The organism is Haloarcula limicola, assembly GCF_010119205.1.
In the GTDB taxonomy this organism is placed as follows: Archaea; Halobacteriota; Halobacteria; order Halobacteriales; family Haloarculaceae; genus Haloarcula; species Haloarcula limicola.
Genome location: NZ_WRXM01000001.1, coordinates 1111027 through 1136208, shown reverse-complemented (window position 1 = coordinate 1136208; position 25182 = coordinate 1111027). Strand labels below are relative to the sequence as shown.

Here is a 25182-nt window from a genome sequence, read left to right as displayed (position 1 = left end):
GAATATAGCGACCTCCCGAGCGAACATACCAAGACTTAGGTCGCACTACCCGATACCGAGGAGTGTGGACCCGGTCGCTTCGCTCCCGTCGATGGTCGCGTTCCTCGGTGAGTGCGGTACGGCAGGCGGTGCCCTCGGCCCCCTGGAGGAGGCCGTCTGTACCGCCACGGGACCGACGGGACTGGGCATCATCGCCGTCTATTCGTTCCTCATCGCGTTCATCCTCCCGCTCCCGAGCGAGGTCGTCCTCGTCCCGGCCGAGACGCTCCGGTTGGGGCTCTCGACGACGGGGAACCTCGCGGCCATCATCCTCGCCAGCGCGTTCGGCAAGGCTCTCGGTAGCCTCTTCGCGTTCCACATCGGGCAGGAGGCGAAGGAGTACGGTCCGCTGGTCCAGCGGATCAAGGACTCGCGGTTCGACCTCATCGAGTGGTCCGAGCGGAATACTATCAAGATAGCCAAGGAGTACGGCTACGTCGGTTTGGCGCTCGCGCTCTGTGTCCCGTTTTTCCCCGATACGCTCTCCATCTACGCCTTCACCGTCCTCGAGGAGGACTATCTGCGCTTCGGCGCGGCGACGTTCGTCGGGAGCGCCGGCCGCCTCCTCGTGACGCTCGGGCTCGCTGGCGGCACGCTGGCGTTGCTGTAGGAAACCGCCCTCCTTTTGACCCGTGGGTGGTTCACAGAGAGGTATGAGCCACGACGAGTTTCCCACGGACCGTCCGGCGGTGGTGACCTGCGGGTTGCCCTACGCCAACGGCGACCTGCACGTCGGCCACCTGCGGACCTACGTGGACGGCGACGCCCTCTCGCGGGCGCTGCGACGCATCGGCCAACAGACCGCCTTCGTCTGTGGGTCCGACATGCACGGGACGCCCGTCGCCGTCAACGCCGCCGAGGAGGGGGTCGAACCCCGGGAGTTCGCCCTGCGCTATCACGAGACCTACGCCGAGACGTTCCCGCAGTTCAACGTCGAGTTCGACAACTACGGCCACACCGACGACGAGACGAACACCGAACTCACGCAGGAGTTCGTCCGCTCGTGGGTCGAGAACGACCACGTCTTCGAGAAGGAGATCGAGGTCGCGTGGGACACCGAACAGGACCAGCCGCTGCCCGACCGCTTCGTCGAGGGGACCTGCCCGTACTGCGGCGAACACGCCCGCGGCGACGAGTGCGACGAGGGCTGCCAGCGCCACCTCGAACCCGGCGAGATCGAGGACCCCGTCAGTACCATCACGGGCAACCCGGCGGAGTACCGCACCCGCGAGCACAAGTTCCTCCGTCTCTCGGACTTCCAGGAGTATCTGCAGGGCTTCCTCGACCGCGTCGAAGGGACGGACAACGCACGGAACCAGCCCCGCGAGTGGATCGAGGGCGAGTTGCAGGACCTCTGTATCACGCGGGACATGGATTGGGGGATCGATTACCCGGCGAAGGACGCCGATGACCCCGAGGACCTCGTGTTGTACGTCTGGGTCGACGCCCCCATCGAGTACGTCGCCTCGACGAAGCAGTACTCCGAACGGGTCGGCGCGGACACCTACGACTGGGAGGACGTCTGGAAGCTCGGCGGCGAGGAGCGCCACGGCACCGACTGGGAGGGACCGTGGACCGACGACGGCGGCGAGATAATCCACGTCATCGGCCGGGACATCATCCAGCACCACGCCGTCTTCTGGCCGTCGATGCTGCGCGGCGCGGGCTACAACGAGCCCCGCTCGATCCTGGCGACGGGATTCGTCGGCATCGACGGGAACGCCCTCTCCACCTCGCGCAACCGCGCGGTGTGGGCCGACGAGTACCTCGACGCGGGGTTCCATCCCGACCTGTTCCGCTACTACATCGCCACCGGCGCGGGCTTAGAGACCGACGTGGACTTCTCGTGGGACCGCTTCCAGGAGCGGGTCAACGGCGAGCTCGTCGGCAACGTCGGCAACTTCATCTACCGCTCGCTGCTGTTCGCCGAGCGCAACTACGGCGGGACGCCCGAGACGGACGTGAGCGACGACGTGCGCGAGCGCATCGAGGACGCGCTCGACGAGTTCGAGGACGCGGTCAGAGCGTACGACGTTCGCACGCTCGCGGAGGTCGCCACGGACCTCTCGAACTACGGCAACGAGTACATCCAGCGCAACGAGCCGTGGAACCTCGTGGACGACGACCCCGACCGCGCCGAGCAGGTCATCCGCGACTGCGTGCAACTGGCGAAGGCCGTCGCGGTCGTCATGCAACCGGTCCTCCCCGGCAAGGCCGAGCGCCTGTGGGGCCAGCTCAACGAGGAGGGCTCCGTCGCCGACGTGTCCCTCGACACCGCGCTCGAAGCGCCGCCGGCCTCTTTCGAGGAGCCCGAGGAGCTGTTCGCGCAGGTCGAGGACGACCACATCGAGGAGCTCAACGAGGAACTGCAGGAACGGATCGAGGAAGCCAGCGAGAGCGAGGACGGCGACGAGGGGACCGACGACGAGGACGACGCCGGGGGAGACACCGACGAGGAGGTCGCGGCGGCCGACCTCGAACCGCTCGTCGAGGAGCGCATCGGCTTCGAGGACTTCGAGGGCGTCGACATGCGCGTCGGCGAGATCGTCTCGGCGGAGCCGGTCCCGGACGCCGATAAGCTCCTCCGCCTCGAAGTCGACATCGGCCACGAGGTGCGACAGGTCGTGGCCGGCCTCGCCCAGCTCCACGAGGTGGACGACCTGCCCGGCACGCGAGTCATCCTGCTGGCCAACATGGAGAAGGCCGACCTGTTCGGCATCGAGTCGAACGGGATGGTGCTGGCCGCCGGCGACGAGGCGGACCTGCTGACCACCCACGAGGACGCGCCGCTCGGAACGCGGGTACAGTAGGGGACAGCGATCGACACGTCTCGACCGCCTACGGAATCCCGCGACAGCGCCGCTCCGCCGCGAACGGAGTGAAAGATGCAAGCGAGGTGAAAGAACGTCGTCGTCCACGCAGTCCCATTCAGATCGGCTCTCTCGCCCAAAATCTTCGAGGAACGGATCTACGACCGCTTTGAGACCCGAAATCTCCCCTTATATCGCAGGCCCGCCACGTAGCCGTCTACAGGCCCACTATCCGATGGAATGAATCGACGTAAACTGCTGAAGGCGACAGGCGCTACGGCGCTCGGAGCGGCAGTCACCGGCTGTCTCGGCCAAGACCAGGGCGACAGCGGCGGCGGCGGTGAACCCACCAACGACGGCGACGACGAGGTCGCCGAGGGCGGACAGGACCAGGACTCCTGGTTCAACCTCAAGGGCGAGGTAAGCAACGACACCGCCGAGCAACTGAAGTTCACGCGCGTCGACCTCGCGCAGATCGCCGGCGGCGACGAGGGCAGCCAGTCCGGCAACAGCAGCGTCTTCGGCACCGGGAATCCGGTGGCCGCCGTCAACGGCGTGTTGCAGAACACGGCCGCTCGGCCCTACGAGGACGTCCAGGTGACTGCGACCCTCTACGACCAGAACGACCCCATCGGTCAGTTCATCGACAGCACGGAGGCCCGAAACAAGGACGCCCTCTACGCGGGCAACAAGTGGCAGTTCACCATCATCTTCGAAGGCGCGGACATCGACAAAGCGACTCGCTACACCATCAAAGCCGACGGTGACCTCGCCGAGGAGGGCGAACTCGGTACCGGGCCCGGCGGCAACATGACCAGCGGTAACGCCACCTCGATCGAGGGGCTCAACGAGACCGAGACGAACACCACCGGCAACTGATCGCCGAGACCTCGCGTTCGAACATAGCGGTGCGCTCTTTTTCGGCCGAACTGACGACCGATCACCGCGACGGTTCGGCCTCGCCCTCGCTACTTGTCGGGGCCGAATCGCTCTCGATGTGGAGGTACTGGAGCGCCTCCCGAATCTCGTAGTCTTTCGCGGCCCCGTCGTCGGCGTTCAACGCCGCCTCCAATCGGTCGATCGCCACTTCGTATCCGCTGGGGGTACTCACGCGCGATCACCGCCGGCCTCACCGCGGAACCCCCACGCCCGCTCGGCGGTCGACTGGCCGCGACGGGCTGTGGCAGCGGTACGGCCGCGACAGTCAGAGCGAGCCTCAGTCGGCGCGTTGCAGTCGTTCATCGTACGGAGCCGATGTCGTTCGGCTGATCCATCTCAGATATCACTGGTCTCTCGTGGACAGACGGACCAAAAATCCATCAGCTCCGACGCTCATACGTACCGCTACTTAACTGTCGGCCGGGGAAGCGTCATTCGGTCTCGGTGTCGGGGACGATCAATCCGGACTGAATCATCGTCTCACACCCGCGTCGGATCCGCTGTGAGGCCGCGTTGGCCGAGATACCCAACGCCTCACCGACCTCCGCCACGGACGTCGTGCGCGGGATCGTGAAATACCCCTCCCGGGCCGCCGTCACGAGCGCCTCGTACTGTTCCGGCGTCAGCCCGAACTTGCGGTGGCGCGGTTCGGACGGCGAGGTGAGGTGCCTCACCTCGAACTCGTGGCCAGTGTCCCGGAAGTGACGCTGGAACGACGAGACCATGCCCTCGTCGGCGAACCGCAATCGGAGATGCCACCGGCCGTCGCGCGCCGTCGCTTCCGTGATCGCCGCGTGGTGGTCTATCATCTCGTGAACGAGCTCTTTGAAGTCCTCGTTCCACACCAGACGATACAACGCCACGTCGTCCGCCTCGTCTACGAGGTCGACCGACGTGACGGTCGGATCGCCTTCGAGTGCTCGCGAGAACCGGTCGAAACTCCCGCCCCTCGCCCAGAGGAACGGGAAGACCTCGCGCGGACTGTGCGATGCCAACCGGTCGGACTCGATCGTCATCTCCGGGACCGCTGCCAGCGCGTCTTCCAGCGCGAAGGCGGCGGCGGGGATGGTGAACTCGCCAACGACGCTCATACGTCGTCTGGACGACGGCGGCGGATAAGTTCGATGACAGCGATAGACGGGGGTATTTACGGCGGCGTCTCGCCGAGGGGCCGGTCTCCGCGACCACCTCACTGCAACCAGACGCTGGCGAAGGCGTCGAAGAACTCCGTCCCGGTATCGACGACGACGTGGTCCGCGCCCAACTCCGTCACGCGGTTCGAGACGGTGTCGACGTGGGCGTCGAGGCGCTCCCGATAGCGCTCGGCGAGCGATCCGCTGAAGTACGATCGTCGGGTCTCCTCGGACTCGGGGTCGGCGAAGAGGGCGTCCCCGACCGCCGGCGGGTCGCGCTCGTCGGGCGCGACCACCTGCACCAGCAACACGTCGACGTCCTTGCGAGCGAGGGCGGCGACGCCGGTGGCGATCTCCTCGGGGTCGGTCAGGCAGTCGCTCAACAGCACCACCAGCGACCGCGAGCCGATCCGTCCGGCGTAGTCGGCCAGCGCGCGCTCGAAGTCGGCCTCGCCGTCGGGCGACAGCTCGTTGAGCTGGTCGATGAGCGCGAACAGCTCGCCGCGGTTCGACCGGGCGGCGTCCAGCCGGTCCGCTCGCTCGCGGAACGTCCCGAACTGGAACTGGTTGTTCTCCTCGGCGGTGAGGTAGGCCACGCCCAGCCCGAGCCGGGCGGCGGCCTCGAACTTGTGGGCGTCGCCGTCGCCGAAGTCCATCGACGCGCTGGCGTCGACGAGGACGTGAACGGTGAGGCTCCGCTCGGCCTCGTACTGCTTGATGAAGTACTCCTCCGTGCGGGCGAAGAGCTTCCAGTCGATGAGCCGCGTATCGTCGCCCGGCGAGTACCGGCGGTAGTCGCTGAAGGTCAGCCCCTCGCCGATGCGGGGCGAGCGCTGGTCGCCCTGTCGGAGCGCGGTCGACTCGCGGTTCAGCGCCGCGTCGAAGCGCGCGAGCTCGTCGAGGAAGTCCGGCTCGATGGTCATTCCGCGAGGAGGTCCGCGACAGCGTCGTCCGTGGTGCGGCCCTCCCGTTCGGCCCGGAAGTCGAGCACGATGCGATGGCGGAGGACGGGCGCGGCCAGCGCCTCGATATCCTCGCTCGCGACGTGCGAGCGCCCCCGCAGGAAGGCCCGGGCCTTCGAGGCGAGGACGAGCGCCATGCTCGCCCGCGGGCTCGCGCCGTAGTCGATCTCGTCGGCGTCGCGGGTTCGCTGGACCAGCCGGACGACGCGGTCGCGGATGTCGTCGGCGATGGGCACGTCGCGGACGAACTCCTGTGCCGCGCGGATCTCTTCGCGCGAGAGAACTTTCTCGACGGGGACCTGCTTCGCGCCGGTGGTGAACATGTCGACGATGCGGCTCTCCTCCTCGAAGTCGGGGTACTCGACGAGCAGTTTCATCATGAAGCGGTCGGTCTGGGCCTCCGGCAGCGTGTAGGTCCCCGACTGGTCGATGGGGTTCTGCGTGGCGAGGATGAAGAAGGGACTGGGCAACTGATAGGTCTCGCCGGCGGCGGTCACCTGTTTCTCCTGCATCGCTTCGAGCAGCGCCGCCTGCGTCTTCGGTGTCGCCCGGTTTATCTCGTCGGCCAGCACGACGTTGGCGAACACCGGCCCCTTCTCGAAGACGAAGTCCCGGCCGGTCTCGCTCTCGCGGATGATCTCCGTGCCCGTGATGTCCGAGGGCATCAGGTCGGGCGTGTTCTGGATGCGCGAGAACTGGAGGTCCGTCACCTCGGCGACGGTGCGGACCATCGTGGTCTTGCCGAGACCGGGGTTCGATTCGAGCAGGGCGTTGCCGTCCGCGAGGATGCAGACGAGCAGCTGTTCGAGCACGTCGGACTGGCCGACGATGCGTTTTCCTATCTGGTCGCGGGCGATGCTGAGCTTCTCCTGAAGGTCGTCGATGTCGTATGCTGTCATTGGTCGTCCTCCTCTTCCTCGCGGATGCGGAGGTTGTACTCGCGGATGAGCGCCGCGTCCTCGATCTCCTCTGAGCCGGCGAAGCCGGCCTGTTGACTGTCGATACCGCTGCCGTCGCCGCCGCCGCTCGGCCCCGACGACGGGAACTGCTCGCTCTGTTCCACTGGTTGGTCGCCGCCCGTCGATTCGACCTGCGCCGTCAGGTTGTCGTCGCCGGCCGAGACGTTCTCGCGCTCGCCGAGGACGGCGTCGGCGTCCTCCAGCCCGGTGTAGTTCCGCGACTGGTTCGCGGGGCCGCCCGCCGCCGGGTCCGCGGGGCCGCCGCCAAGCAGCGCCAGGTCGACGGCCGCCACCTGCAGCGTCGCCACGCTCAACAGCACGACGACAACGAGGGTGCCGGCCACCCGGCGGAGGTCCACCAGCGCGACCCCGGAGCTCTCTCGGAGCCGGTCGAGAACGTCCTCGTAGAGCCGGGCGGCCATCCGCGAGTCGGCATCGGCCGCGACGGCGTCGCGGGCGGTCCGCAGCGCCTCGGCGACTGGTGGATTGGCCGCCTCGAAGCGCTCGATCAGCGGCCGGCGGACGCGGAGCCACACCTCGGCGACGAACGCGACCGCGCCGACGACGATGCCGACCAGCGCCGCGACCGGCAGCGCCGCGCCGGTCAGCGACCGCCCCAGCGCGTCGCCGACGGGGTCGAGGACCGCCGACGGAACCGCGACCTGACTCGGAACGCTCGGCGGGGAGAGCACCGAGAGCGCCAGATTGACGACGAGGAACAGCAGCGTCGCGTCGACGACGGCGTAGACGATCGCGGCCTTCCACCCCTCTCGGCGGACCTCGCGCAGCGCGCGCTTCATCCGATCGCGCGACGCGCCGGTTTCGGACTGCGTCTCGGAACCAGTGTTCTCAGCCACGGTCAGTACCCCTCACAGGACGGTTTCTCGGCGTTCTCTTCCTGGCTACAGAGCGTTTCGAGGTCGCTCTCCATCTCGGAATTCTCCGATTCTAAGTCCTCGACCCGCTGTTCGAGTTCGGCGACGTCGTCTTCGAGCGTCTCGATCTCGGCTTCGAGGTCCTCGACGTCCTCCTGTAACTGGTCCCGCTCGCTACGGAGCGTCTCGACGTCACTTTCGAGGTCGGCGACCTCCGATTCGAGCCGGTCTCGTTCCTCTCGGAGACTGCTGATCTCCTCGTCGAGTTCGCGGTTCGTCGACTGGAGTTCGTCCACTTGGTCCTCCCGCTCGCGCAGTTCGGCGCGCGTCTCGGCGAGCTGGTTCTCGGTCGCGTTCAACTGTTTGCTCGTCCGGTCGAGCTCTTTCGCCACCTGATCGACGTCCTGCGTCCGCGTGTTGAGCGTGTTGCGCAGTTCCTGGAGCTGCGTCCGATTTTCCTGTAAGTTGGTCCGCGCCGTCTCCAGTTCGGACTGGAGTTCGCTGTTTTTCTCCTGCAGTCGGTCGTTCTGTGTCTGCAGGTCACTGGTGGCGTCCTGATAGAACACCGTCGCGCCGGCCGTCCCGGCGACGGAGAGGACGATGAGCGCTAGCAGTCCCAGGTTCAGCCGCCGGCCGATGGCGCTCATGGCAGACCACTCTCCAGCGTGGTGCGGCCGCGATACACCTGGACGCGCCGGCCGACGACCTCCGCGAGGAAGACGAGCAACGCGGCGAGCAGCGCGAGCCACCCCCACGAGTCGCGGACGGTTCGGACCCGCGTCGACTGCTGGCGCGCGAGGCGGGCGATGGCCGCCCCGTCGTCGGGGGCGAACGTCTGCCCGCCGGTCGCCTCGACGACCGACTCGAGTTGCTGTGAGCGGCCGAACGCGCCGTACTCGGCGGGGTAGTTCGCGGCGTACTCGGTGCCGAGGACGTCGTGGTAACCGACCTCCCGAGGCGTGAACGTCCCCTCGTAGACGCTCTCGCCCACCTGTCGAATACTGACGTCTTCGGCCGATGGCCGGTTCTCGCCGCGGTAGGTGAGCGTCGCCTCGCGGCCGACGCGGGCGTCGCTGACGGCCGTCACGCCTGTGGACGTCCGAGCGGGATCGCCGACGGCGTAGTTGACCGACTTCGTCACGACCAGCGAGTCGGGCTTTCGGAGGAGCCCGCCGAGCGTCCCGTCGTCGTCGTAGGCAGTGATGGAGACCACGCGACCGAGGCCGAAGCGCCACGAGGCGATGGCCGGTTCGCCGTCGGCGGTGGCGACCTGGAAGTCCGCGCCGGACTTGACCGCCACGCGGTTGGCCTGCCCCGGGTTGGCGGTCAGCGTGACGCCGGAGGTGATGAACGTGTCCGGCGTGACGATCGTGAGGTTCTGCCCCTCGTACTGGCGGGAACCCCCGCCGAACAGCAGTCGAAGGCGGTCGGTCTCGCTCGCCGAGAAGTACGACCCGCCGGACTCGCTGGCGATCCGCTTCATCTTCGGCTCATTGACCCGCTTCGCGGCCCCGACGCCGATGATGCGGGTTCCCTCGCGGCCGAGCTGGTTGGCGACGGCCGAGGGCGGTCCGAGGTAGTCGTTCCCGTCGCTCAGGAGGATGATCGTCCCCTCCTCGTCGCCCATGAGCTCGTCGGCCCCCTGCAGGCCGACGGCGATGTCCGTCGCGCCGCCGCTCTGCAGTCGGCGGATCCGGTCGGCGATGGCCTCGCGGTTGCCGCCGAGCTGCTGGAGCTCCGCGACGCGGAACGCGCGGTAGTTGAACGCGACGACGCCGACCTTGTTCTCGTCGCCCAACTGATCTAAGACGTCCAGCGCGACGGCCTTCTGAACCCCCAGACCCTCCTTCGAACTGCCGGAGACGTCGATGGCGAGGACGATGTTCGCCGTCCCGCCGGTGGCGTTACCCACTCTGACCGGCAGCATGGAGGCGACGGGCGACTCCTCGTAGCCGCCGTTGTCGTAGGCGTTGTCGCCGCCGACCATCACCAGGCCGCCGCCGTCGATGACGTGTTCCTGCAGCGCGCTGACGTTGCCGAGGCGGTTCGCCGGGCGGTCCTGCACGACGACCGCCGAGTAGTTGTCGAGGTCGCCGGGGACCGTCTCGGCCTCGGTCACGTCGTAGAGGTCCCCGAGGTAGTCGCCGAGCGGGTAGTTACCGCCCGAAACGTACAGTAAATCGGGTTTCTCCACGACGCGGACGCTCCGATAGTAGACGTCGTTGACGTCGTAGACGTCCTCGCCCTCGACGCGGGCGGTCATCCGGTGCGTGCCGGTATCGTTGAAGGACTGGCTGACGGCGAAGGACTCGCCGGCCGCGACCGACTCGGTCGTCACCGTCTCGCCGTCGACGCTGACCGTCACCGTCGCGGACCCGGACTGTTCGACCGCCCCGAGCGAGACGGTGAACTCGGTCGGGAGACCGGCGCTGACCGTCTGCGGGCCGGCGATGCTGACGGCCCGTTCCGTCTCCGTCGGCGAGATACCCACGCTGCTGACCGTCGCGTTCAGCGCGTTGGCCTCGTCGGCGGCCGCCGAGAGCGACCGGCCGTCGGTCACCTGCCCGTCCGAGAGCACGACCACGGTGCCGTTCTCCCGGAGGTTCGCGGCGATGCCGTCGCCGAGGCGGGAGTCGTTGCCGCTGCCGACGGTCGCCTTCGTCACGGGAACGCCCTCGTCCTCGATATCGCCGACGAGCGAGTCGGTCGTGTTGGGGTAGACCGCCATGCTCGCCGACTCGTCGGCAAGCAGCGTCACGCTCGGCTCGCCCGCCGTCTCCCGGGTCTGGACGGTGTAGGGCCCCATCGCGGCGACGATGAGGAGGACCACCACGAGCACGCGGCTCCCGAACAGGAGCCGGCGGCTCCGCGCCGAGGCCGACCGCGGGCCGTAGTCGCCCCAGACGACGATATACGTCAGCAGGGCGACGGCGACGGGGAGCACCGCGAGCGGCCAGAGGTGCTCGACGCCGACCCGCAGGCCGTCGGCGAGGGTGTACGACACCATCAGAGGTCACCCCGTCGGCCGAGGTAGCCGATCTCGGCGAGCGCCACCGCCAGCGCGCCGACCGCGGCGTACTCGGTGAGCGGCTTCGGCACGGTCCGTCGCTCCTCTCGCGTCAGATTTCCGGCGACGCCCTCGCGGGTATCGAGCGCCTCGACGGCGACGTCGGACTCTCGTTCGTCGAGCAGCGCGGCGCTCACCGTGCGCTCGCCGCTCGCGTAGAAGCCGGCCCGCTGGAGGGTCACGGTCGGCCCGGCGACGGTCCCGTCGGGGCCGTCGACGCTGTCGGCGTCGAACTGCGCTCGCTCGCCGGTCCCGTAGTTCAGCGCCGAGAGCGGCGCTCGGTCGGCCAGCGAGAAGACGGTGCGTTTCCAGAACACGGGGTACTGGTAGTTGTACTTGAAACTCGATCGGTCTTCGATGTAGCCGTAGTACATGAGTCGGCCGCCGTTTCGGTCGGCGGTCGCGATGAGCGGCGTCCCGTCGGCGAGTTCGACCAGCGCCTGGCCGTCCTTGAGCGAGCCGCCGACGTATTCGTCGGGCGGTTGGAAGTCGATACCGCGCGTGAGCGTCGTCTGTCTCGTCTGCCCGATCGTCGACCCGGCCCGAACGCCCTCCGGGGCGAGCAACAGCAGGTCGCCGTACTTCTGGGGCATCTCGGGCTGTGCCTGGATGGCGACGCCGCCGCCGTCGGCGACGACGTCGCGGCCCGCCTCGACGTTCCCCGCCAGTAGCGAGCCGGGGTCGACGTTGCTGTAGATGATGACGTCGTAGCCGTCGTCGACCGTCGTCGGCGGACTGTCGACGGTGAGGTCGACCTGGTCGACCACCGAGAGCGCCGTCGTCAGGTAGCGGTTGCGGTCGTTGGTCAACACCAGCACGTCCACGGTCGGGTCCTCGGGGGCGGCGACGGCGACGCTGTCGTCGACGGGGAAGTCATCGCCGGGCGAGAGACGGACCCGACTCCGGCCGGCGGGGACCGGCAGCGTGACGGTCGCGACGTCGCCCGCCCCGAGGTCGACCTGCGCGCTCCCCTCGCCGAGTGTGACCGTTCGCGTCACGGGTTCGTCGCCGTAGTTCTTCACCGAGACGGTCACCTCCGACCCGGAGAACCGGCGTTCGACGATGCCGACGTTCGCGCTTCCGCCGCCGTCGAACTGCCGGAGGTCGACGCTGAGACCGCGTCCGCGGGCGGTCGTGACGGTGTCGGTCCACGCGTCGCCCGCGAAGTCGCTCAACACGACGATGCGGGCGTTCTCGCCGGCGAGCGCGGTCGCCTGTGAGACGGCCGATCGGAGGTCGCCGGGGCTGTCCGTCGCCGTCAGTCCGTCCAGCGTCGACTCGACCTCGCTGGGCGGGCTGCGCTGGAGGACGACCTGCCCGCCGCCGGTCGTCGTGACGACGGACGTCGTGCCGGTCACCTCCTCGCGTGCGGCCGAAATCGCCCGGTCGAATCGGGTTCCCGACCCGTCGGCCGTCGTCATGCTGGCGCTCGTGTCCACGACCAGCACCGTCTCCTCGACGGTCGCACGCTCGGAGACGGGGACGTACGGCGACGCCAGGCCGACCGCGAGCAGGAGGACGACGACCAGTTGCACGAGGAGGAGGACGCTCCGCGAGAGCCGCTCCAGCAGCGGACTCGTGGCCTGCTGGCGCTGTTCGCTCGCCAGGAACCGAAAGGTCGGCAACTCCAGCCGTTCCGGGTCGGGGCGGATGAGATACAGGACGATGATGGGGACCGCCGCGAGGAGGGCGGCGAGACCGAGGGGGGTGAGAAACACGTCGGAGAGGGCCATCGATTCACTCATCTCACACCAAGATTATCCCTCTTATGTTGGTCTTTCGTCCTTTCTAGACCAAACGAGGGGCCAAGGGGGTCGCAGTCGGGCGATCGAGTGGCTTGTCAACGAACCGCAAGTACGTCGCCGGTCACTTTTGTAGCCCGCCCGCGTAGCGGGAGATATGCCAGCCGACGGGCGAGACGACGATTCGGCCGCCGAGGAGAGCGACGACTTCGTCGAGACGTACGAGTACGCCACGGAAGCCGACGTCATCCAGGTCGAGGAGGACGGCCCCGAGGAAGCGGAAGAAGAGGGCGCAGTCGCCGGTTCCTTCTCTCCGGCGGGCGACGTGGAACCGGGGACGCCGAGCGCGGAGAACACGGTTTTCGTCGCGCTGGGGGTGTACATCGCGACCCTCGTCCTGGGACAGATGTTCGCCGGGAGCGCCGTCTACGCGCCGACGACTCTCGCCGCGATCACGGCGACGGTCGCCGTCGGAACGGCGCTCTGTTACGGTCTCTTCACCCGGACGGACCCCGACACTTAATCCCGCGGCCCCCCTACACCGAGGCATGGCGTTCCCCCCGGTCGCCCTCGCTCTCGCGCCCGCACAGGTCGACCCACTGTTCAGTATGTCCCTCTCCCTGCTGTTGTTTCTGGCCGGTGCCGGACTCGTCGCCGCCGAGGCGTTCGCACCGGGGACACACTTCTTCGTCCTCGGCGTCGCCCTGTTGACGGCGGGGCTCGTCGGTCTGTTCATCCCGGCGAGCCTGGGGCTTCTCGCGCCGGTCATCCTCACGGTGGTCGTCCTGCTGACGACGGCGGCGACGCTGTGGGGGTACCGTCAGCTCGACTTCGCCGGCGGCAGCCGCGGCCAAACGCTGAGTTCGAGTTCGCTGCAGGGCCAGTTCGGCACCGTCACCGAGCGAGTCACCCGTAGCTCCGGCGAAGTGAAACTGGAGGACGGCGGCTTCAACCCCTACTATCAGGCCCGCGCCATCGACGGCGACATCGAGGAGGGGACCGAAGTGCTGGTGGTCGACCCCGGCGGCGGCAACGTTCTGAAAGTCGAACCGGTCGGGAGCGCGGGCGACGACATCGACCGGGCGCTCGCACGCGACCGGGCGACGACCGACGAGCGCGAATCCGACGCGCGCGAACCTGACACCGAGTCCGAGCGCGCCTGAACGGGCGGCGTGCGATACGTCAGTTTGTGACAGACACGCCAAAGGCTTTTCTTTCGCCGCTCCCGAGTTCCGATCGTTATGTTCCCCGCGCTAGTACCGCTGCAGATCGGAGGGATCATCGGCTTCGTCACGGTGATCTTCCTCCTGTTAGCCATCGCGCTGGTGTACTCCAGCGTCGTGATCATCCGCCCGTACCAGAAGGGCGCGTACACCGTCCTCGGGACGTACCGGGGTATCCTCGACCAGGGGATCCACTTCATCTACCCCTTCGTCTCGGACGTGACCCGCTTCGACATGCGGACGCAGACGCTCGACGTGCCGCGACAGGAGGCCATCACCCGCGACAACTCGCCGGTCACCGCCGACGCCGTCGTCTACATCAAGGTGATGGACCCGAAGAAGGCCTTCCTCGAAGTCGACAACTACGAGCGCGCCGTCTCCAACCTCGCCCAGACCACCCTCCGAGCCGTCCTGGGCGACATGGAACTCGACGACACGCTGAACAAGCGACAGGAGATCAACGCCCGCATCCGGAAGGAACTGGACGAACCCACCGACGAGTGGGGCGTCCGGGTCGAGTCGGTGGAGGTCCGCGAGGTCAACCCCTCGAAGGACGTCCAGCAGGCGATGGAGCAACAGACCTCCGCGGAGCGCAAACGCCGCGCCATGATCCTGGAGGCGCAGGGTGAACGGCGCTCCGCCATCGAGACGGCCGAAGGTGACAAGCAGTCCAACATCATCCGCGCACAGGGTGAGAAGCAGAGCCAGATCCTCGAAGCGCAGGGTGACGCCATCTCGACGGTCCTGCGGGCGAAATCCGCCGAGTCGATGGGCGAGCGCGCCGTCATCGACAAGGGGATGGAAACTCTGGGCGAGATGGGCAAATCCGAATCGACGACGTTCGTCCTCCCGCAGGAACTCACGTCGCTCGTGGGCCGCTACGGCAAGCACCTCTCCGGTTCGGACGTCAAGGAGAACGGCCACGTCCTCGACGCCCTGGACTTCGACGCCGAGACCCGCGAGATGCTCGGCCTCGACGACATCGAGGAGATCCTCGGCCAGATCGACGAGGAGGCCGAGGTCGACGTCGAGGCGATGGAGGAGGAGGCCCAGAAGATAAAGCGCGGCGACGACTCGGGCGTCGACGACGCCGACGAGGTCATCGAACAGATGGACGCCGACCTCGAAGGAGACATGACGAAGACCGACGTCGCCGGCGGCCCGGACGACACCGACGGCCTCGACGACACGGACCAGCAAGCGTAGCCGAAGACGTTTTGTAGCATTATCACTTCAACTGAGGCATGACACGGGACGGCGGCGTCGACGAGGACAAGCGCGCGACGCTGCGTCGCTTCGCCGCCCTCGGCGCTGCCAGTCCCCTCGCCCGCTTCACCGACGACGGGAGCGACAGCGACGCTCCCGACGCCATCGCGGGCTACGTCTCCGCCCACCCGGGCGCGCACTTCTCGAAGCTCCGCGACGACCTGCAACTGGGCACCGGCGAGGCCCAGCACCACCTCCACCGACTGGAGAAAGAGGGCGTCGTCGACTCGCGCAAGGACGGCGACTACCGCCGGTACTTCCCGGCCGGACAGTTCTCCGAGTTCGAACAGGTGACGCTGGGATACCTCCGCCGGGCGACGGCCCGCGGGATGCTCGTCGCGCTGCTGCGCGACCCCTCGATCACCGCCGCGGAACTGGCGAGCGCGCTCGACGTCTCGCGGCCGACCATCAGCAACTACGCCGCCGACCTCGAATCGGCGGGACTGCTCACGAGAGAGGGGAGCTACGCGGTCACGGAGCCGGAGACGATTCTGACGCTCGTCGTGCGCTACGCCGACTCCTTCGGCGACGACGCCGCCGCGCTGGCCAGCGAGGCGGACTCGCTGTTCCGCTACGACCCGTAGCCGCCGCTCGGCGTCGGACTGAAAGAAGGGCGAGAGGGACGCGGTGAGTGAAACGCCGGCAGCCGCGGTGTAACCGCCGACTCAGGCTTCGACCATCCACGTCGTCGAGGAGGAGTAGCCCCACTTCTCGACGTCGAGGGCGTGGTCGCCGTTGGCGATCGCGGTCATGTTCGTTCCCACTTCTTTCGCGGAGAGGCCGAGCTCCTCGCCGATGAGCCGCGACTTGAAGTACGTCTGCTCTCCGGCGTTGGCTTCGAGGTAGTCCAGGATGCGGCGCTGTTTCTCCGAGAGCGGGCTGTCGGTCGCCTGTGCTGTCGCGCTCATTGCTCTATTACTCTCTTGTGCAGAGATTCCCTTATGGGGTTTGGTACAGTCGGTTAACGGCTCGCCGTCGTGCGGTTTCACTCGTCTTACCCGATTTCCACGGCGGCTACCGGCCGTCTGTGACGCCGATTGGTACGGGAAGGAAACACGGACACGCGGTCGCTACGAGGGCTATCTCACCCTCCAGCAGTCCTTTAGTAGCTGGCGGACATTACCGCGAACGGAGGTCTACCACATTGGAAATCTCGGACGAACTGCTGTGTCTGTTCAGTGCTACCGTGAGCGACGACGGGGAGCGATACACCGTCGAAATACCGCGCCGCGAAGTCGACACCGGGGCCATCGAGGCCGGGGGGACGTATCGGGTCGCACTCATCTCTGCGGACGCCGAGGGCGAGACCGAAGGCGAATCGGGGCGGGGCGAGGCGGAGACGCCGCCGGACCAGCCGCAGCCGCCGGTCGAGCCGGGCGAGACGCGCTACGTCGAGATCGAGGACATCGGCAAGCAAGGGGACGGCATCGCCCGCGTCGAGCGGGGCTACGTCATCATCGTCCCGGGCGCGGACATCGGCGAACGCGTCAAGATAGAGGTCACGGAGGTCAAGTCGAACTTCGCCGTCGGCGAGATCATCGACGAAGAGGTCTGAGTCACTCTCGGTCTATCGGCGTCCCGTCGGGGCGTTTCTGCCCCTCCGAGTCGTGGACGACGACGCCGTCGCGCTCCGTCGGTCGGTAGTTCTCGCGGACGCCGATGGCCTCTTCGAGCTCGCGAACCGCCCGCTCTTTGAGCGCCGCGGCGAGTTCCTCGGCGTCCGCCCGCGAGATATCTCGTCCGAGACCCTCGCACTCGTGGGCGCGGACCATCCCCTCCTCGTCCACCGCCTCGCCCATCGGCTGGCTGGTCCCGCCCAATCCGACGCTGAATGGGTAGGTCCGACAGATGAGCGGGCGGTCCTCGTGAACCGTACACGCGCCGACGCCGTCGTCCTCGGCGTAGAACGTGCAGTCGCCGCAACCGTCGGTCTGGAGCGCCCACTCGAAGGTCTCGCCCCGCGGACCGTCCGGCGTCTCCTCGATGCCGTAAGGCATCGGCCGGGCCACGTCGCGGAAGTCGTAGTCGCCCGCGTCCTGCAGTCGGCGTATCTCGTCGGGGAACACCGTCGCGGTGTGGGGCTCGGGGTCGGCGGCGTCGGATTCGCGGGCAGCGTCGTCGGCCTCCTCGTCCTCTTCGCCGCAGGCCGTCTCCCCGGCCTTACAGCAGGCTCCACAGCGGGTGCACTCGAACCCGATCGTCTCGATGGCGTCGGCCAGCGCCGACGTATCGAGGTCGCGGGCGCGTTCGAGTTCGGATTCGAGCGAGTCCATATCGACCCCTCGGCGTCGACGCTGAAAAAGCCGTCAGTCGCCGCTCGTCGGCGTTGCTCGCTCGCCGTCCCAGCGGAGCGCGCCCTCGACGGCCAACTTCTCTAAATGCGCCGCGACCGTCGCCCGCGCGAGGTCGCGGACGCCGGTCAGGTCCTTCTCGTAGGCGGCGTCGAGCACGTCGTCGAGCGTCGACGCCCCGCCGGCGACGGCCGCGCGGACCCGTCGCTCGCGGTCGAGGCGGTGGGTGAGGAGTCGCGCACACGTCGCACGCGGGTCAGTGATGGTCGGTCCGTGGCCGGGGTAGAGCCGGGGCGGGTCCCGAGCGTGGAGGCGACGGAGCGAGGTCACGTACGCCCGCATATCGCCTTCCGGCGCGCCGACGACGACGCTCCCCTCGGCGACGGCCGTGTCACCGCTGACGACGCCCGCGGCCGTCTCGAAGCCGACGTGTTCGGGCGCGTGGCCGGGCAGGTCGAGGACGGTGACGCCGTCGCCCGCCGGAATCGTCGTTCCCTCGGCGAAGGTCCGGTCGGGCGCGACGCCGGCGGCGTCCTCGAAGTCGGCCGCACGGCCGCGCCGCGCCCAGACCGTCGCGCCCGTCTCGCGGGCGTAGTGAGCCACCGCTCCGACGTGATCGGGGTGATGGTGCGTCACGGCGACGTGGCCGACCGGGGCGTCGGCGACGGCGGCGTCCAACGCGTCGGTTCGGGCCGCGGGGTCTATCAGCAGCGCCTCCGGCCCGTCGCTCAGATACGCGGCCGTCCGGCCGGTCGGGGCGCGCGTCGCCACTTCGAGGTCTACCCGTGTCAACGGCATCGTCGGACACGTCGAATCGGACGGTCAAAACTCCGGCGAGCGGGCGGCGCGTTTACGCGCTGAGGAAGTAGACCTGCTTTCGCGCGTCGGTGAAACTGTACCGGGACTCGACGAGCTCCGACTCCTCTAGCCTGTTCAGCGCGTAGCGCACCGTGCGGTCGGGCAGGAGCGAGGACTCCGCGAGCTGGCCCTGCGAGAGGGGCGCGTCGTCCTCCAGTACCTTCGCCACGAGCTTCGCGCTCGGCGGGAGCTCGCGGAGGCGCTCGCGGAACTCTTCGTTCTCCGAGAAGGGCGTCAGGGTCACATCTTCGGTCGTCGTCGTGCTCATACTGGACGATGGTCCAACCCTCTTGGTAAAACTTGGCTATATGTGTGACCATACAACATCGATACTCTAGTGTGTATAAACACACCTTATATTCGTTCGACCACACCTCGTCGCCGCGGTTTTTGCCGGCTCGTCGGCAGTCGAAACGAGGGGACGAGTCGATCCGTCAGAGGTCCTTCGCGACGCGAAGCTCCGAGTCCGTCACCGTCTCGACGGCGTCCGCGGGGACCTTGATGTCGTCCTCGTCGGCGTCACCGTAGCCGAAACTCTGGACCCACGCCTCGGCGAGACCGGGTTCGGGTTCGACGAACGCGACCTGCGCGTCGGCGTCGACTTCGGTGACGATGCCGATCTGTTCGCCCTCGACGTCCATGAGGTACTTTCCTTCGTCAGTCGTGGAGAGGACTGTCATCGCGTCCGAAAGCGCGCGTTCCTCGTTGAAATAAACTTGGGACCCGGCCACCGAGGCACCGTCTGGCCGGGGGCTCGGAACCTGGATTCCAGTATCGTTTTATCCCCTGGGTGGCGACGATTGTAGCGTGAAAGGGCAGGAGTGGTACCAGGCCGACACGGTGGCCGAAGAGTACGAGTCCAAGCGCTTCTCCCGCGGCGGGCGGCTCATCGACCGCCGGGAGAAGCAGGCGGTGCTCGATGCCATCGGACCGGTCGACGAGAAGAAGGTCCTCGAAGTCGCCTGCGGGACCGGCCGGTTCACCGTGATGCTCGCCGAGCGCGGGGCCGACATCACCGGGCTGGACATCTCCGGGCCGATGCTCCAGCAGGGCCGCGAGAAGGCCCGGGCCGCCGACGTCGACGACCACGTCGAGTTCATGCGCGGCGACGCCGCGCGACTCCCGTTCCCCGACAATCACTTCGATACCGTGTTGGCGATGCGGTTCTTCCACCTCGCCGACACGCCCGCCGCCTTCTTAGCGGAGATGCGCCGGGTCGCCAAGGAGCAGGTCTTCTTCGATACGTTCAACCGGTTCTCGACGCGCTCGCTGTACAACTGGGCGCTCCCGATGGGCTCTCGGCTCTACTCCCGGTGGGAGATCGACCGGCTGCTGGACGGCGCAGGGCTCGAACTCGCCGAGGAGGACCACGACTGGGTACTCCCCTACGGCTTCTACCGGAAGATGCCCAACGAACTGGCCGCTTCCATCCGCTCGATCGACACGGCCATCGGCGGGACGCCGCTCGGCGACAAACTGGCCTCCGTCTCCTACTGGAACACGCACGTTTGAGCGGTTTCACGGCGGCCGGCCTCCCTCGTCGCCGTCCCGGCTCCTGCGAGACGTTCCCACTCTCGGAACGCTCGGCCCGCGACTTTTAAGCGGTTCCGGAGAGGAACCGAGAGGTATGGAGCTATCGGTGGTGGTCCCGACGCTGAACGGCCGCGAGGAGCTATCGGCCTGTCTGGACGCACTCGCCGAGGAGGTGCCCGACGCGGAGACCATCGTGGTCAACGGCCCGTCGGCCGACGGGACGACCGGGATGGTCCGGGACCGAGAAGACGTCGACGTCCTGGTCGAGATCGCCGACCGCTCGGTCAACGTCGCCCGCAACGCGGGGCTGGACCGGGCGACCGGCGAACTGGTAGCGCTGGTGAGCCAGGGGCTCTCGGTCGAATCGGGCTGGGCGGCGGCGGTCCGAGAGGGACTGGCGGCCGGCGACGTCGTCTCCGGACCGACTCACGAGCAGTTGACCGCCGGGATGACGACCGAACCCGAGGAGTCGAGGACCATCGCCGGGCGCGACGTGACGTACTTCAACCCCGGCAACGTCGCCTTCCGGAAGTCCGTGCTCGACGCGCTGGACGGCTTCGACGAGTACCTGGACATCGGCGGCTCCCGCGACGTTGCGCACCGCCTCGCGGCGCAGGACTTCGCCGTCGACTGGAACACGGGGATGTGCGTCAGCCGGAAGTTCGAGGCCGACGGCGGTATCCGCGAGACCGACTGGTCGTGGAAGTACCGCTCGCTCTCCTACCGACTGGTGAAGAACTACGGCGCGCGACCGACCGTCCTGCGCCGCCTCTCCAGTCACGCGAGCCGGGACTCCGTCGACGCGCTGAAAGACGTCGTCCGCGGCGAGACGGCCCCCTCGCAGTGGCTCGGGACGGGCCGGGACGTTCTCGGCGGGCTGAGTCTCGGGACTAAAGACGGACTGCTCGCTCGCTATCGCGACCGGAGCGAGCGGCGCAACCCCAACGGTCGGTCGATGCGGGCGGACCGCGCGGTGACGGTCTACGACCGGCGCTGACCCCGATTCGGCGGGTCAGGGTGCGAGCCCCTCGACGACGCGGACGGGGTTGTTCGAGAACACTTTCTTCATCGCGTCCTCGGGGACGTCGAGGGTGAGAATCTCCATCACCGCGACGTTCGGGTGGGCGTGCGGTGCGCCGCTGCCGAAGAGGACGCGGTCGGGGTGTTCCATGATTGCCCGTTCGAGCGGTTCGCGGTAGCGGACGACGCTCGTGTCCAGATAGAGGCCGTCGTGGCTCCCGAGGAGGTCGATCGCCTCGTTCATCAGGTCCGCGCGGAGGGGGTGTGCGCCGAAGTGAGCGAGAACGACGGGGAACTCGTAGCCGAGCAGCTCCCTCGCGACGGCCTCGGGCGCGAACGACTCGCCGCCGTGGACGAGGACCGGCAAGCCGACGTCGGCCAGCCGAGAGAGCACCTCCTCGTCGGGGAGACCGTCTTTCGGCGGGTGGAGCTTGAAGCCGAAGAAGCGGTCGTCGTAGGCGTACTGCTCGACGTCGTCGGGCGAGGCGTGGTCGTCACCGCGCTGGCTCCGGAGGTTTCGGAGCTTCGACCCCGCCCCGCTCCCGGCGTCGCGCGCGCCGTTGATCCGGGCGAAGGCGACCAGCGGTCGACCGACGGACATCCGGGCCACGGCGTTGTTGGCCTTCAGATACGACCCCTCGCGCGAACCGGGATACGCGACGGCGCGGACGACTCCGGCCTGATGCATCTCCCGTTCGAGCTGCTCCGGATCGCCGAGTCCCGGGCGGGCCCGGCGCTGTTCGTCCGGTTCGATCCGGGTGTGCACGTCGACGATCCGGAACCCGTGTTCCAACTCCAGCATCTACGCCACAGTGAGCGGAATCCGATATTAAATTACCGGGCCGTCCCGAGCGCGCCGATGCGGGAGCCACGGCCACCATCGGAGTCGCGTCCGTCGATCGACCGGGTCTCAAACGGCCGTTCCGTTAGCAAGGTTTATATAGAACCGCTTACGATGGATAAGGTGAGGTTACAGAACTATGTCATCTGGCCAGCGACGCATGGGCGGCCAGCCCCTCTTCATTCTCGACGAGGACGCCCAGCGCACACAAGGGAAGGACGCACAGTCGTCGAACATCTCCGCCGGGAAGGCCGTCAGCGAGTCCGTACGCACCACGCTCGGTCCGCGCGGCATGGACAAGATGCTCGTCTCCGACGACGGCGACGTCGTCATCACGAACGACGGCGCGACCATCCTCTCGGAGATGGACATCGAGCACCCGGCGGCGCAGATGATCGTCGAAGTCGCGCAGACGCAGGAGGACGAGGTCGGCGACGGGACCACGACCGCGTCCGTCCTGGCCGGCGAACTGCTCGCGAAGGCCGAGGACCTCCTCGATGACGACGTCCACCCGACGACCATCGTCGAGGGGTACCACACGGCCTCCCAGCTCGCCCAGGAGTCCATCGAGGACTCCGGTCTGGACGTAGACCTCTCCGACGACACGCTCGTCGAGGTCGCCGAGTCCGCGATGACCGGGAAGGGAACCGGCGACGTGGACGCCGAGCGACTCGCCGAGGTCGTCGTCGAGGCGGTCCGCCACGCCCGGACCGACGACGGCGTGATCCGGGACAACATCGAGGTCCACACCCAGACCGGCGCGGCGACCTCCGCGACGGAACTTGTCGAGGGCGTCATCATCGACGACACGCCCGTTCACGACAACATGGCCCGATCGGTCGAGGACGCGTCCATCGCCGTCCTCGACGCCGAGCTCGACGTCCGCGAGAGCAACGTCGACGCCGAGTACAACGTCACCAACGTCGACCAGCTCAACGCCGCGCTCGACGCCGAGGAGGAGGAGCTTCAGGGCTACGCACAGGCGGTCGTCGACTCCGGAGCCGACGTGGTGTTCGTGACCGAAGACATCGCGGACCGCGTCGCCTCCCAGCTCGCCAAGGCGGGCGTCCTCGCCGTCGAGAGCGTCAGCTCCTCGACCGCGAAGGACATCGTCGAGACGACCGGCGCGAAGCGCCTCGGCTCCGTCGAGGCCCTCTCGGAGGACGCACTCGGACACGCCGACAGCATCGGCGTCGAGAAGCACGGCGACGACGAGGTCACCTTCATCCAGGGCGGCGAGGCCGCCGAGGCCGTCACCGTCTTCGCCCGCGGCTCGACCGACCACGTCGTCGACGAGATCGAGCGCGCGCTCAACGACGCGCTCGACGTCGTCGTCGCCGCGCTCGACGCGGGCGGCGTCGTCCCCGGTGCCGGCGCGACCGAGATCGCCATCGCGGACCACATCCGCTCGCAGGCGGCGTCCATCGAGGGCCGCAAGCAGCTCGCCGTCGAGGCGTTCGCCGACGCCGTCGACGTCCTGCCTCGCACGCTCGCGGAGAACACGGGACTGGACGCCATCGACGCGCTGGTCGACCTGCGAGCCGAACACGAGAGCGAGGGCATCGCCGGCGTCATCAGCGAGGGCCAGACGGGCGTCGTCGGCGACCCCGTCGAGTACGGCATCCTCGACCCCAAGGCGGTCAAGCGCGAGGCCATCGACTCGGCGACGGAGGCGGCGACGATGATCGTCCGCATCGACGACGTCATCTCCTCGTCGTAAGCGAGGTCGCTCGCCGCTTCGGAACGCGGCGGCGTCGCGCGGACCACTTCAGCCGAACTGCATTTTTTCGAACCGCACGCTCCGGCAACGCAGCGGCAGTTTGAAATCGTCGCTTCGAGAAGGACACGATAGCATGAGCGACGGCGATCTGGGTCTCTCAGCGTCGGTCGCGATAGCGCTCGGCGGGATGATCGGCGGCGGTATCTACGCGGTGCTTGGCGTCGTCGCCGGCATCACGATGGCGGCGACGTGGGCCGCGTTCCTGTTGGCCGGCGTCGTCGCCGTCTGCGCCGGCTACTCGTACAACGCCCTCAACGCGCTGAGCGACCAGCGCGGGGGATCGGTGACGTTCGTCCAGTGTTACGTCGGCAACTCGACGCTGGCGGGGATGGTCGGGTGGACGCTGCTCTTCGGCTACGTCGGGTCGATGGCGATGTACGCCTTCGCGTTCGCCGAGTTCTCCGTCGCGCTCGGGCTGCCGGGGTCGGTCGCCGGACTCCCGACGCGGCCGGCGGTCTCCGTCCTCGCCGTCGCCGCGTTCGTCGCGCTGAACCTGCTCGGGGCGCGGACGACCGGTGTCGCCGAGAACGTCCTCGTCGGCCTGAAACTCGCCATTCTCCTCGCGTTCGGCGTCCTCGGGCTGGTGTACGCCCTCGAGTACGGCGGCGCGCCGCTGGAGTTCGGGGTCGGACGGCTCGCGACGGTCGGCCCGATCGTCGCGGCGGCCGTCTCCTTCGTCGCGTTCCAGGGCTGGCAGCTGCTGTTCTACGACCAGGCGAGCATCGAGGACCCGGTCGAGACCATCCGGACGGCGGTGTACATCTCCATCCCGGTGGCCGTACTCGTCTACGTCCTCGTCGGCGTCGTCACGGTCAACCTCGCGCCGGAGGCGCTCGAGAGCCACCCGCACGTCGCGCTGAAAGACGCCGCCTCGACGATGATGTCGCCGTACGGACTGGCGTCGGCGGGCGCGGTCGCGCTCTCGGTGTCGGCGCTGTTCTCCACGGGGAGCGCCATCAACGCGACGCTGTTCTCCGCGGCCCACTTCGCCAAGGGGATGCTCACCGACGATCTGCTTCCCGACGACATCGGCGACGCCGACGCCGACGGCGCGCCGGGGCGGACCGTCCTCCTCCTCGGCGTCGTCACCGCGGCCTTCTCGGCCGTGGGCAGCCTCGGCGCGATCACGTCTTTCGCCTCGCTCTCGTTCATCGTCGTCTTCGGCGCGATGAGCTATCTCGCCTTCCGTCAGCGGGACGCGGGCGAGGTGTCCCCGCTCCCGCCGGCGGTCGGCGCCGCGGGCTCGGCGCTGTTCTTCCCGCTGATGCTGTTCAACCTCTACGAGCGGGAGCCGAACACGTTCTACACGGTGCTGGTCGTCGCCGCCGCGGTCGTCGCCGTCGAACTGCTCTACTTCGAGCGGGGGTATCTGGAACGCGAAATCGAGCAGATAGAGCGGAGCGCGAACCGGTGACCCGCGCGGTCGCCGAAAGCCGAGCGCAACGGCGGCCGTCGCGGCCGGTCCGTTGCCGTCGCTGGAGAAGCGGGACGGTCGAAAACGCGAAAACCGGTGACAGCCGAACCTGGAACGGCTGTCGACGGAAAATGGGACAGACACGAGCTGGGACTCGTGGTGCGGCGACAGCGTCGGGCCTTCGCCCGACGACCGTGCCCACGGTAGTCGTCGCCGCGCATGGTCGAGGATCGAGGTGTCCGACGTTACCTGCGCTCACCTCCGGTGACCCGTCGGTCGGCGGTGGTCCGGACGGCAGGCCTGCTGAGACCCGTCTCGTCGCGTCGGCGGCCACGGTTCGGCCACGGCACCTGTCGTTCCGGCATACGATTGTTTAGGTGGGCCTAAAACACAAAAGCGTATCGGTTTCGGCCGGCCTAAATATCGGTCG

At 68.0% G+C, this 25182-nt stretch carries 26 protein-coding genes; 12 read left to right on the top strand and 14 right to left on the bottom strand.

Annotated features, from left to right (window positions below):
• Positions 1 to 91 precede the first annotated feature (91 nt).
• The 3 genes from GO488_RS05850 to GO488_RS05840 all read left to right on the top strand — a co-directional run bounded on the left by GO488_RS05850 (position 92) and on the right by GO488_RS05840 (position 3728).
• Positions 92 to 649, top strand: coding sequence for a YqaA family protein (locus tag GO488_RS05850; RefSeq protein WP_162317551.1), 558 nt, complete (start codon positions 92 to 94; stop codon positions 647 to 649).
• Between the two features lie 43 nt (positions 650 to 692).
• Positions 693 to 2849 carry a methionine--tRNA ligase gene (gene metG, locus GO488_RS05845; protein ID WP_162316845.1) on the top strand — a complete coding sequence of 719 codons (2157 nt, stop codon included), beginning with the start codon at positions 693 to 695 and terminating at the stop codon, positions 2847 to 2849.
• 240 nt (positions 2850 to 3089) lie between these two features.
• Positions 3090 to 3728: an FxLYD domain-containing protein gene (locus tag GO488_RS05840; RefSeq protein ID WP_162316844.1), complete on the top strand. Its 639-nt coding sequence runs from the start codon at positions 3090 to 3092 to the stop codon at positions 3726 to 3728.
• Positions 3729 to 3789: 61 nt separating this feature from the next.
• On the opposite strand, the gene GO488_RS05835 is transcribed toward GO488_RS05840, so the two are convergent.
• From GO488_RS05835 to GO488_RS05800, 8 genes are all read right to left on the bottom strand, one after another.
• Complete coding sequence (locus GO488_RS05835; RefSeq protein WP_162316843.1) at positions 3790 to 3960, bottom strand: hypothetical protein; 171 nt, start codon at positions 3958 to 3960, stop codon at positions 3790 to 3792.
• A gap of 259 nt (positions 3961 to 4219) precedes the next feature.
• The gene (locus GO488_RS05830; protein ID WP_162316842.1) at positions 4220 to 4879 is read right to left on the bottom strand and encodes a helix-turn-helix domain-containing protein; all 660 of its coding nucleotides are present in this window, start codon (positions 4877 to 4879) and stop codon (positions 4220 to 4222) included.
• A gap of 98 nt (positions 4880 to 4977) precedes the next feature.
• A complete protein-coding gene (locus GO488_RS05825) occupies positions 4978 to 5844 on the bottom strand; it encodes a DUF58 domain-containing protein (RefSeq protein ID WP_162316841.1) in 867 nt (288 codons plus the stop codon).
• Entirely contained in the window at positions 5841 to 6782 is a 942-nt protein-coding gene (locus GO488_RS05820; protein ID WP_162316840.1) for an AAA family ATPase, read from the bottom strand. The genes GO488_RS05825 and GO488_RS05820 overlap by 4 nt, the downstream gene beginning before the upstream one ends.
• A complete protein-coding gene (locus GO488_RS05815; RefSeq protein WP_241692899.1) occupies positions 6779 to 7699 on the bottom strand; it encodes a DUF7502 family protein in 921 nt (306 codons plus the stop codon). Before GO488_RS05815 ends, GO488_RS05820 begins: the two co-directional genes overlap by 4 nt.
• 2 nt (positions 7700 to 7701) lie before the next feature.
• A complete protein-coding gene (locus GO488_RS05810; protein ID WP_162316839.1) occupies positions 7702 to 8364 on the bottom strand; it encodes a coiled-coil domain-containing protein in 663 nt (220 codons plus the stop codon).
• Complete coding sequence (locus GO488_RS05805) at positions 8361 to 10727, bottom strand: VWA domain-containing protein (protein WP_162317548.1); 2367 nt, start codon at positions 10725 to 10727, stop codon at positions 8361 to 8363. The genes GO488_RS05810 and GO488_RS05805 overlap by 4 nt, the downstream gene beginning before the upstream one ends.
• Positions 10724 to 12517 carry a DUF7408 domain-containing protein gene (locus GO488_RS05800; RefSeq protein ID WP_162317549.1) on the bottom strand — a complete coding sequence of 598 codons (1794 nt, stop codon included), beginning with the start codon at positions 12515 to 12517 and terminating at the stop codon, positions 10724 to 10726. Before GO488_RS05800 ends, GO488_RS05805 begins: the two co-directional genes overlap by 4 nt.
• A 166-nt stretch (positions 12518 to 12683) precedes the next feature.
• On the opposite strand from GO488_RS05800, the gene GO488_RS05795 reads away from it, so the two are divergent.
• From GO488_RS05795 to GO488_RS05780, 4 genes are all read left to right on the top strand, one after another.
• On the top strand, positions 12684 to 13049 hold the full coding sequence (locus GO488_RS05795; RefSeq protein WP_162316838.1) for a DUF7312 domain-containing protein: 366 nt from the start codon (positions 12684 to 12686) through the stop codon (positions 13047 to 13049).
• A gap of 25 nt (positions 13050 to 13074) precedes the next feature.
• Positions 13075 to 13689, top strand: a complete 615-nt coding sequence (locus tag GO488_RS05790) for an NfeD family protein (protein ID WP_162316837.1) — start codon at positions 13075 to 13077, stop codon at positions 13687 to 13689.
• Between the two features lie 78 nt (positions 13690 to 13767).
• Positions 13768 to 14955 carry an SPFH domain-containing protein gene (locus tag GO488_RS05785; RefSeq protein WP_162316836.1) on the top strand — a complete coding sequence of 396 codons (1188 nt, stop codon included), beginning with the start codon at positions 13768 to 13770 and terminating at the stop codon, positions 14953 to 14955.
• Positions 14956 to 14993: 38 nt separating this feature from the next.
• Positions 14994 to 15599: a winged helix-turn-helix transcriptional regulator gene (locus tag GO488_RS05780; RefSeq protein WP_162316835.1), complete on the top strand. Its 606-nt coding sequence runs from the start codon at positions 14994 to 14996 to the stop codon at positions 15597 to 15599.
• 81 nt (positions 15600 to 15680) lie between these two features.
• Here the strand turns inward: GO488_RS05780 and GO488_RS05775 are convergent, their stop codons facing one another.
• On the bottom strand, positions 15681 to 15923 hold the full coding sequence (locus GO488_RS05775) for a DUF7123 family protein (protein ID WP_162316834.1): 243 nt from the start codon (positions 15921 to 15923) through the stop codon (positions 15681 to 15683).
• 236 nt (positions 15924 to 16159) lie between these two features.
• Here GO488_RS05775 and GO488_RS05770 point away from each other — a divergent pair, with 236 nt between their 5' ends.
• On the top strand, positions 16160 to 16570 hold the full coding sequence (locus GO488_RS05770; RefSeq protein ID WP_162316833.1) for a TRAM domain-containing protein: 411 nt from the start codon (positions 16160 to 16162) through the stop codon (positions 16568 to 16570).
• A gap of 1 nt (position 16571) precedes the next feature.
• Here the strand turns inward: GO488_RS05770 and GO488_RS05765 are convergent, their stop codons facing one another.
• The 4 genes from GO488_RS05765 to GO488_RS05750 form a co-directional block, all read right to left on the bottom strand.
• Entirely contained in the window at positions 16572 to 17288 is a 717-nt protein-coding gene (locus tag GO488_RS05765; RefSeq protein ID WP_162316832.1) for a YkgJ family cysteine cluster protein, read from the bottom strand.
• Positions 17289 to 17321: 33 nt separating this feature from the next.
• Entirely contained in the window at positions 17322 to 18104 is a 783-nt protein-coding gene (locus GO488_RS05760) for an MBL fold metallo-hydrolase (RefSeq protein ID WP_162316831.1), read from the bottom strand.
• A gap of 52 nt (positions 18105 to 18156) precedes the next feature.
• Entirely contained in the window at positions 18157 to 18432 is a 276-nt protein-coding gene (locus GO488_RS05755) for a MarR family transcriptional regulator (RefSeq protein WP_135302106.1), read from the bottom strand.
• A 166-nt stretch (positions 18433 to 18598) separates the two neighbouring features.
• On the bottom strand, positions 18599 to 18844 hold the full coding sequence (locus GO488_RS05750; RefSeq protein WP_162316830.1) for a hypothetical protein: 246 nt from the start codon (positions 18842 to 18844) through the stop codon (positions 18599 to 18601).
• Positions 18845 to 18971: 127 nt separating this feature from the next.
• Here GO488_RS05750 and GO488_RS05745 point away from each other — a divergent pair, with 127 nt between their 5' ends.
• Positions 18972 to 19676: a class I SAM-dependent methyltransferase gene (locus GO488_RS05745; protein ID WP_162316829.1), complete on the top strand. Its 705-nt coding sequence runs from the start codon at positions 18972 to 18974 to the stop codon at positions 19674 to 19676.
• Between the two features lie 115 nt (positions 19677 to 19791).
• Positions 19792 to 20694 (top strand): glycosyltransferase family 2 protein, encoded by a 903-nt coding sequence (locus GO488_RS05740; RefSeq protein ID WP_162316828.1) that lies wholly within the window; start codon positions 19792 to 19794, stop codon positions 20692 to 20694.
• 15 nt (positions 20695 to 20709) lie between these two features.
• Here GO488_RS05740 and GO488_RS05735 read toward each other — a convergent pair whose 3' ends face one another.
• Positions 20710 to 21519 carry an amidohydrolase family protein gene (locus GO488_RS05735; RefSeq protein ID WP_162316827.1) on the bottom strand — a complete coding sequence of 270 codons (810 nt, stop codon included), beginning with the start codon at positions 21517 to 21519 and terminating at the stop codon, positions 20710 to 20712.
• Between the two features lie 199 nt (positions 21520 to 21718).
• Between GO488_RS05735 and thsA the strand changes: the two genes are divergently transcribed.
• Together thsA and GO488_RS05725 are read left to right on the top strand one after the other, a co-directional pair.
• Positions 21719 to 23278: a thermosome subunit alpha gene (thsA, locus tag GO488_RS05730; protein ID WP_162317547.1), complete on the top strand. Its 1560-nt coding sequence runs from the start codon at positions 21719 to 21721 to the stop codon at positions 23276 to 23278.
• 133 nt (positions 23279 to 23411) lie between these two features.
• Positions 23412 to 24752 (top strand): APC family permease, encoded by a 1341-nt coding sequence (locus GO488_RS05725; protein ID WP_162316826.1) that lies wholly within the window; start codon positions 23412 to 23414, stop codon positions 24750 to 24752.
• Positions 24753 to 25182 lie beyond the last annotated feature (430 nt).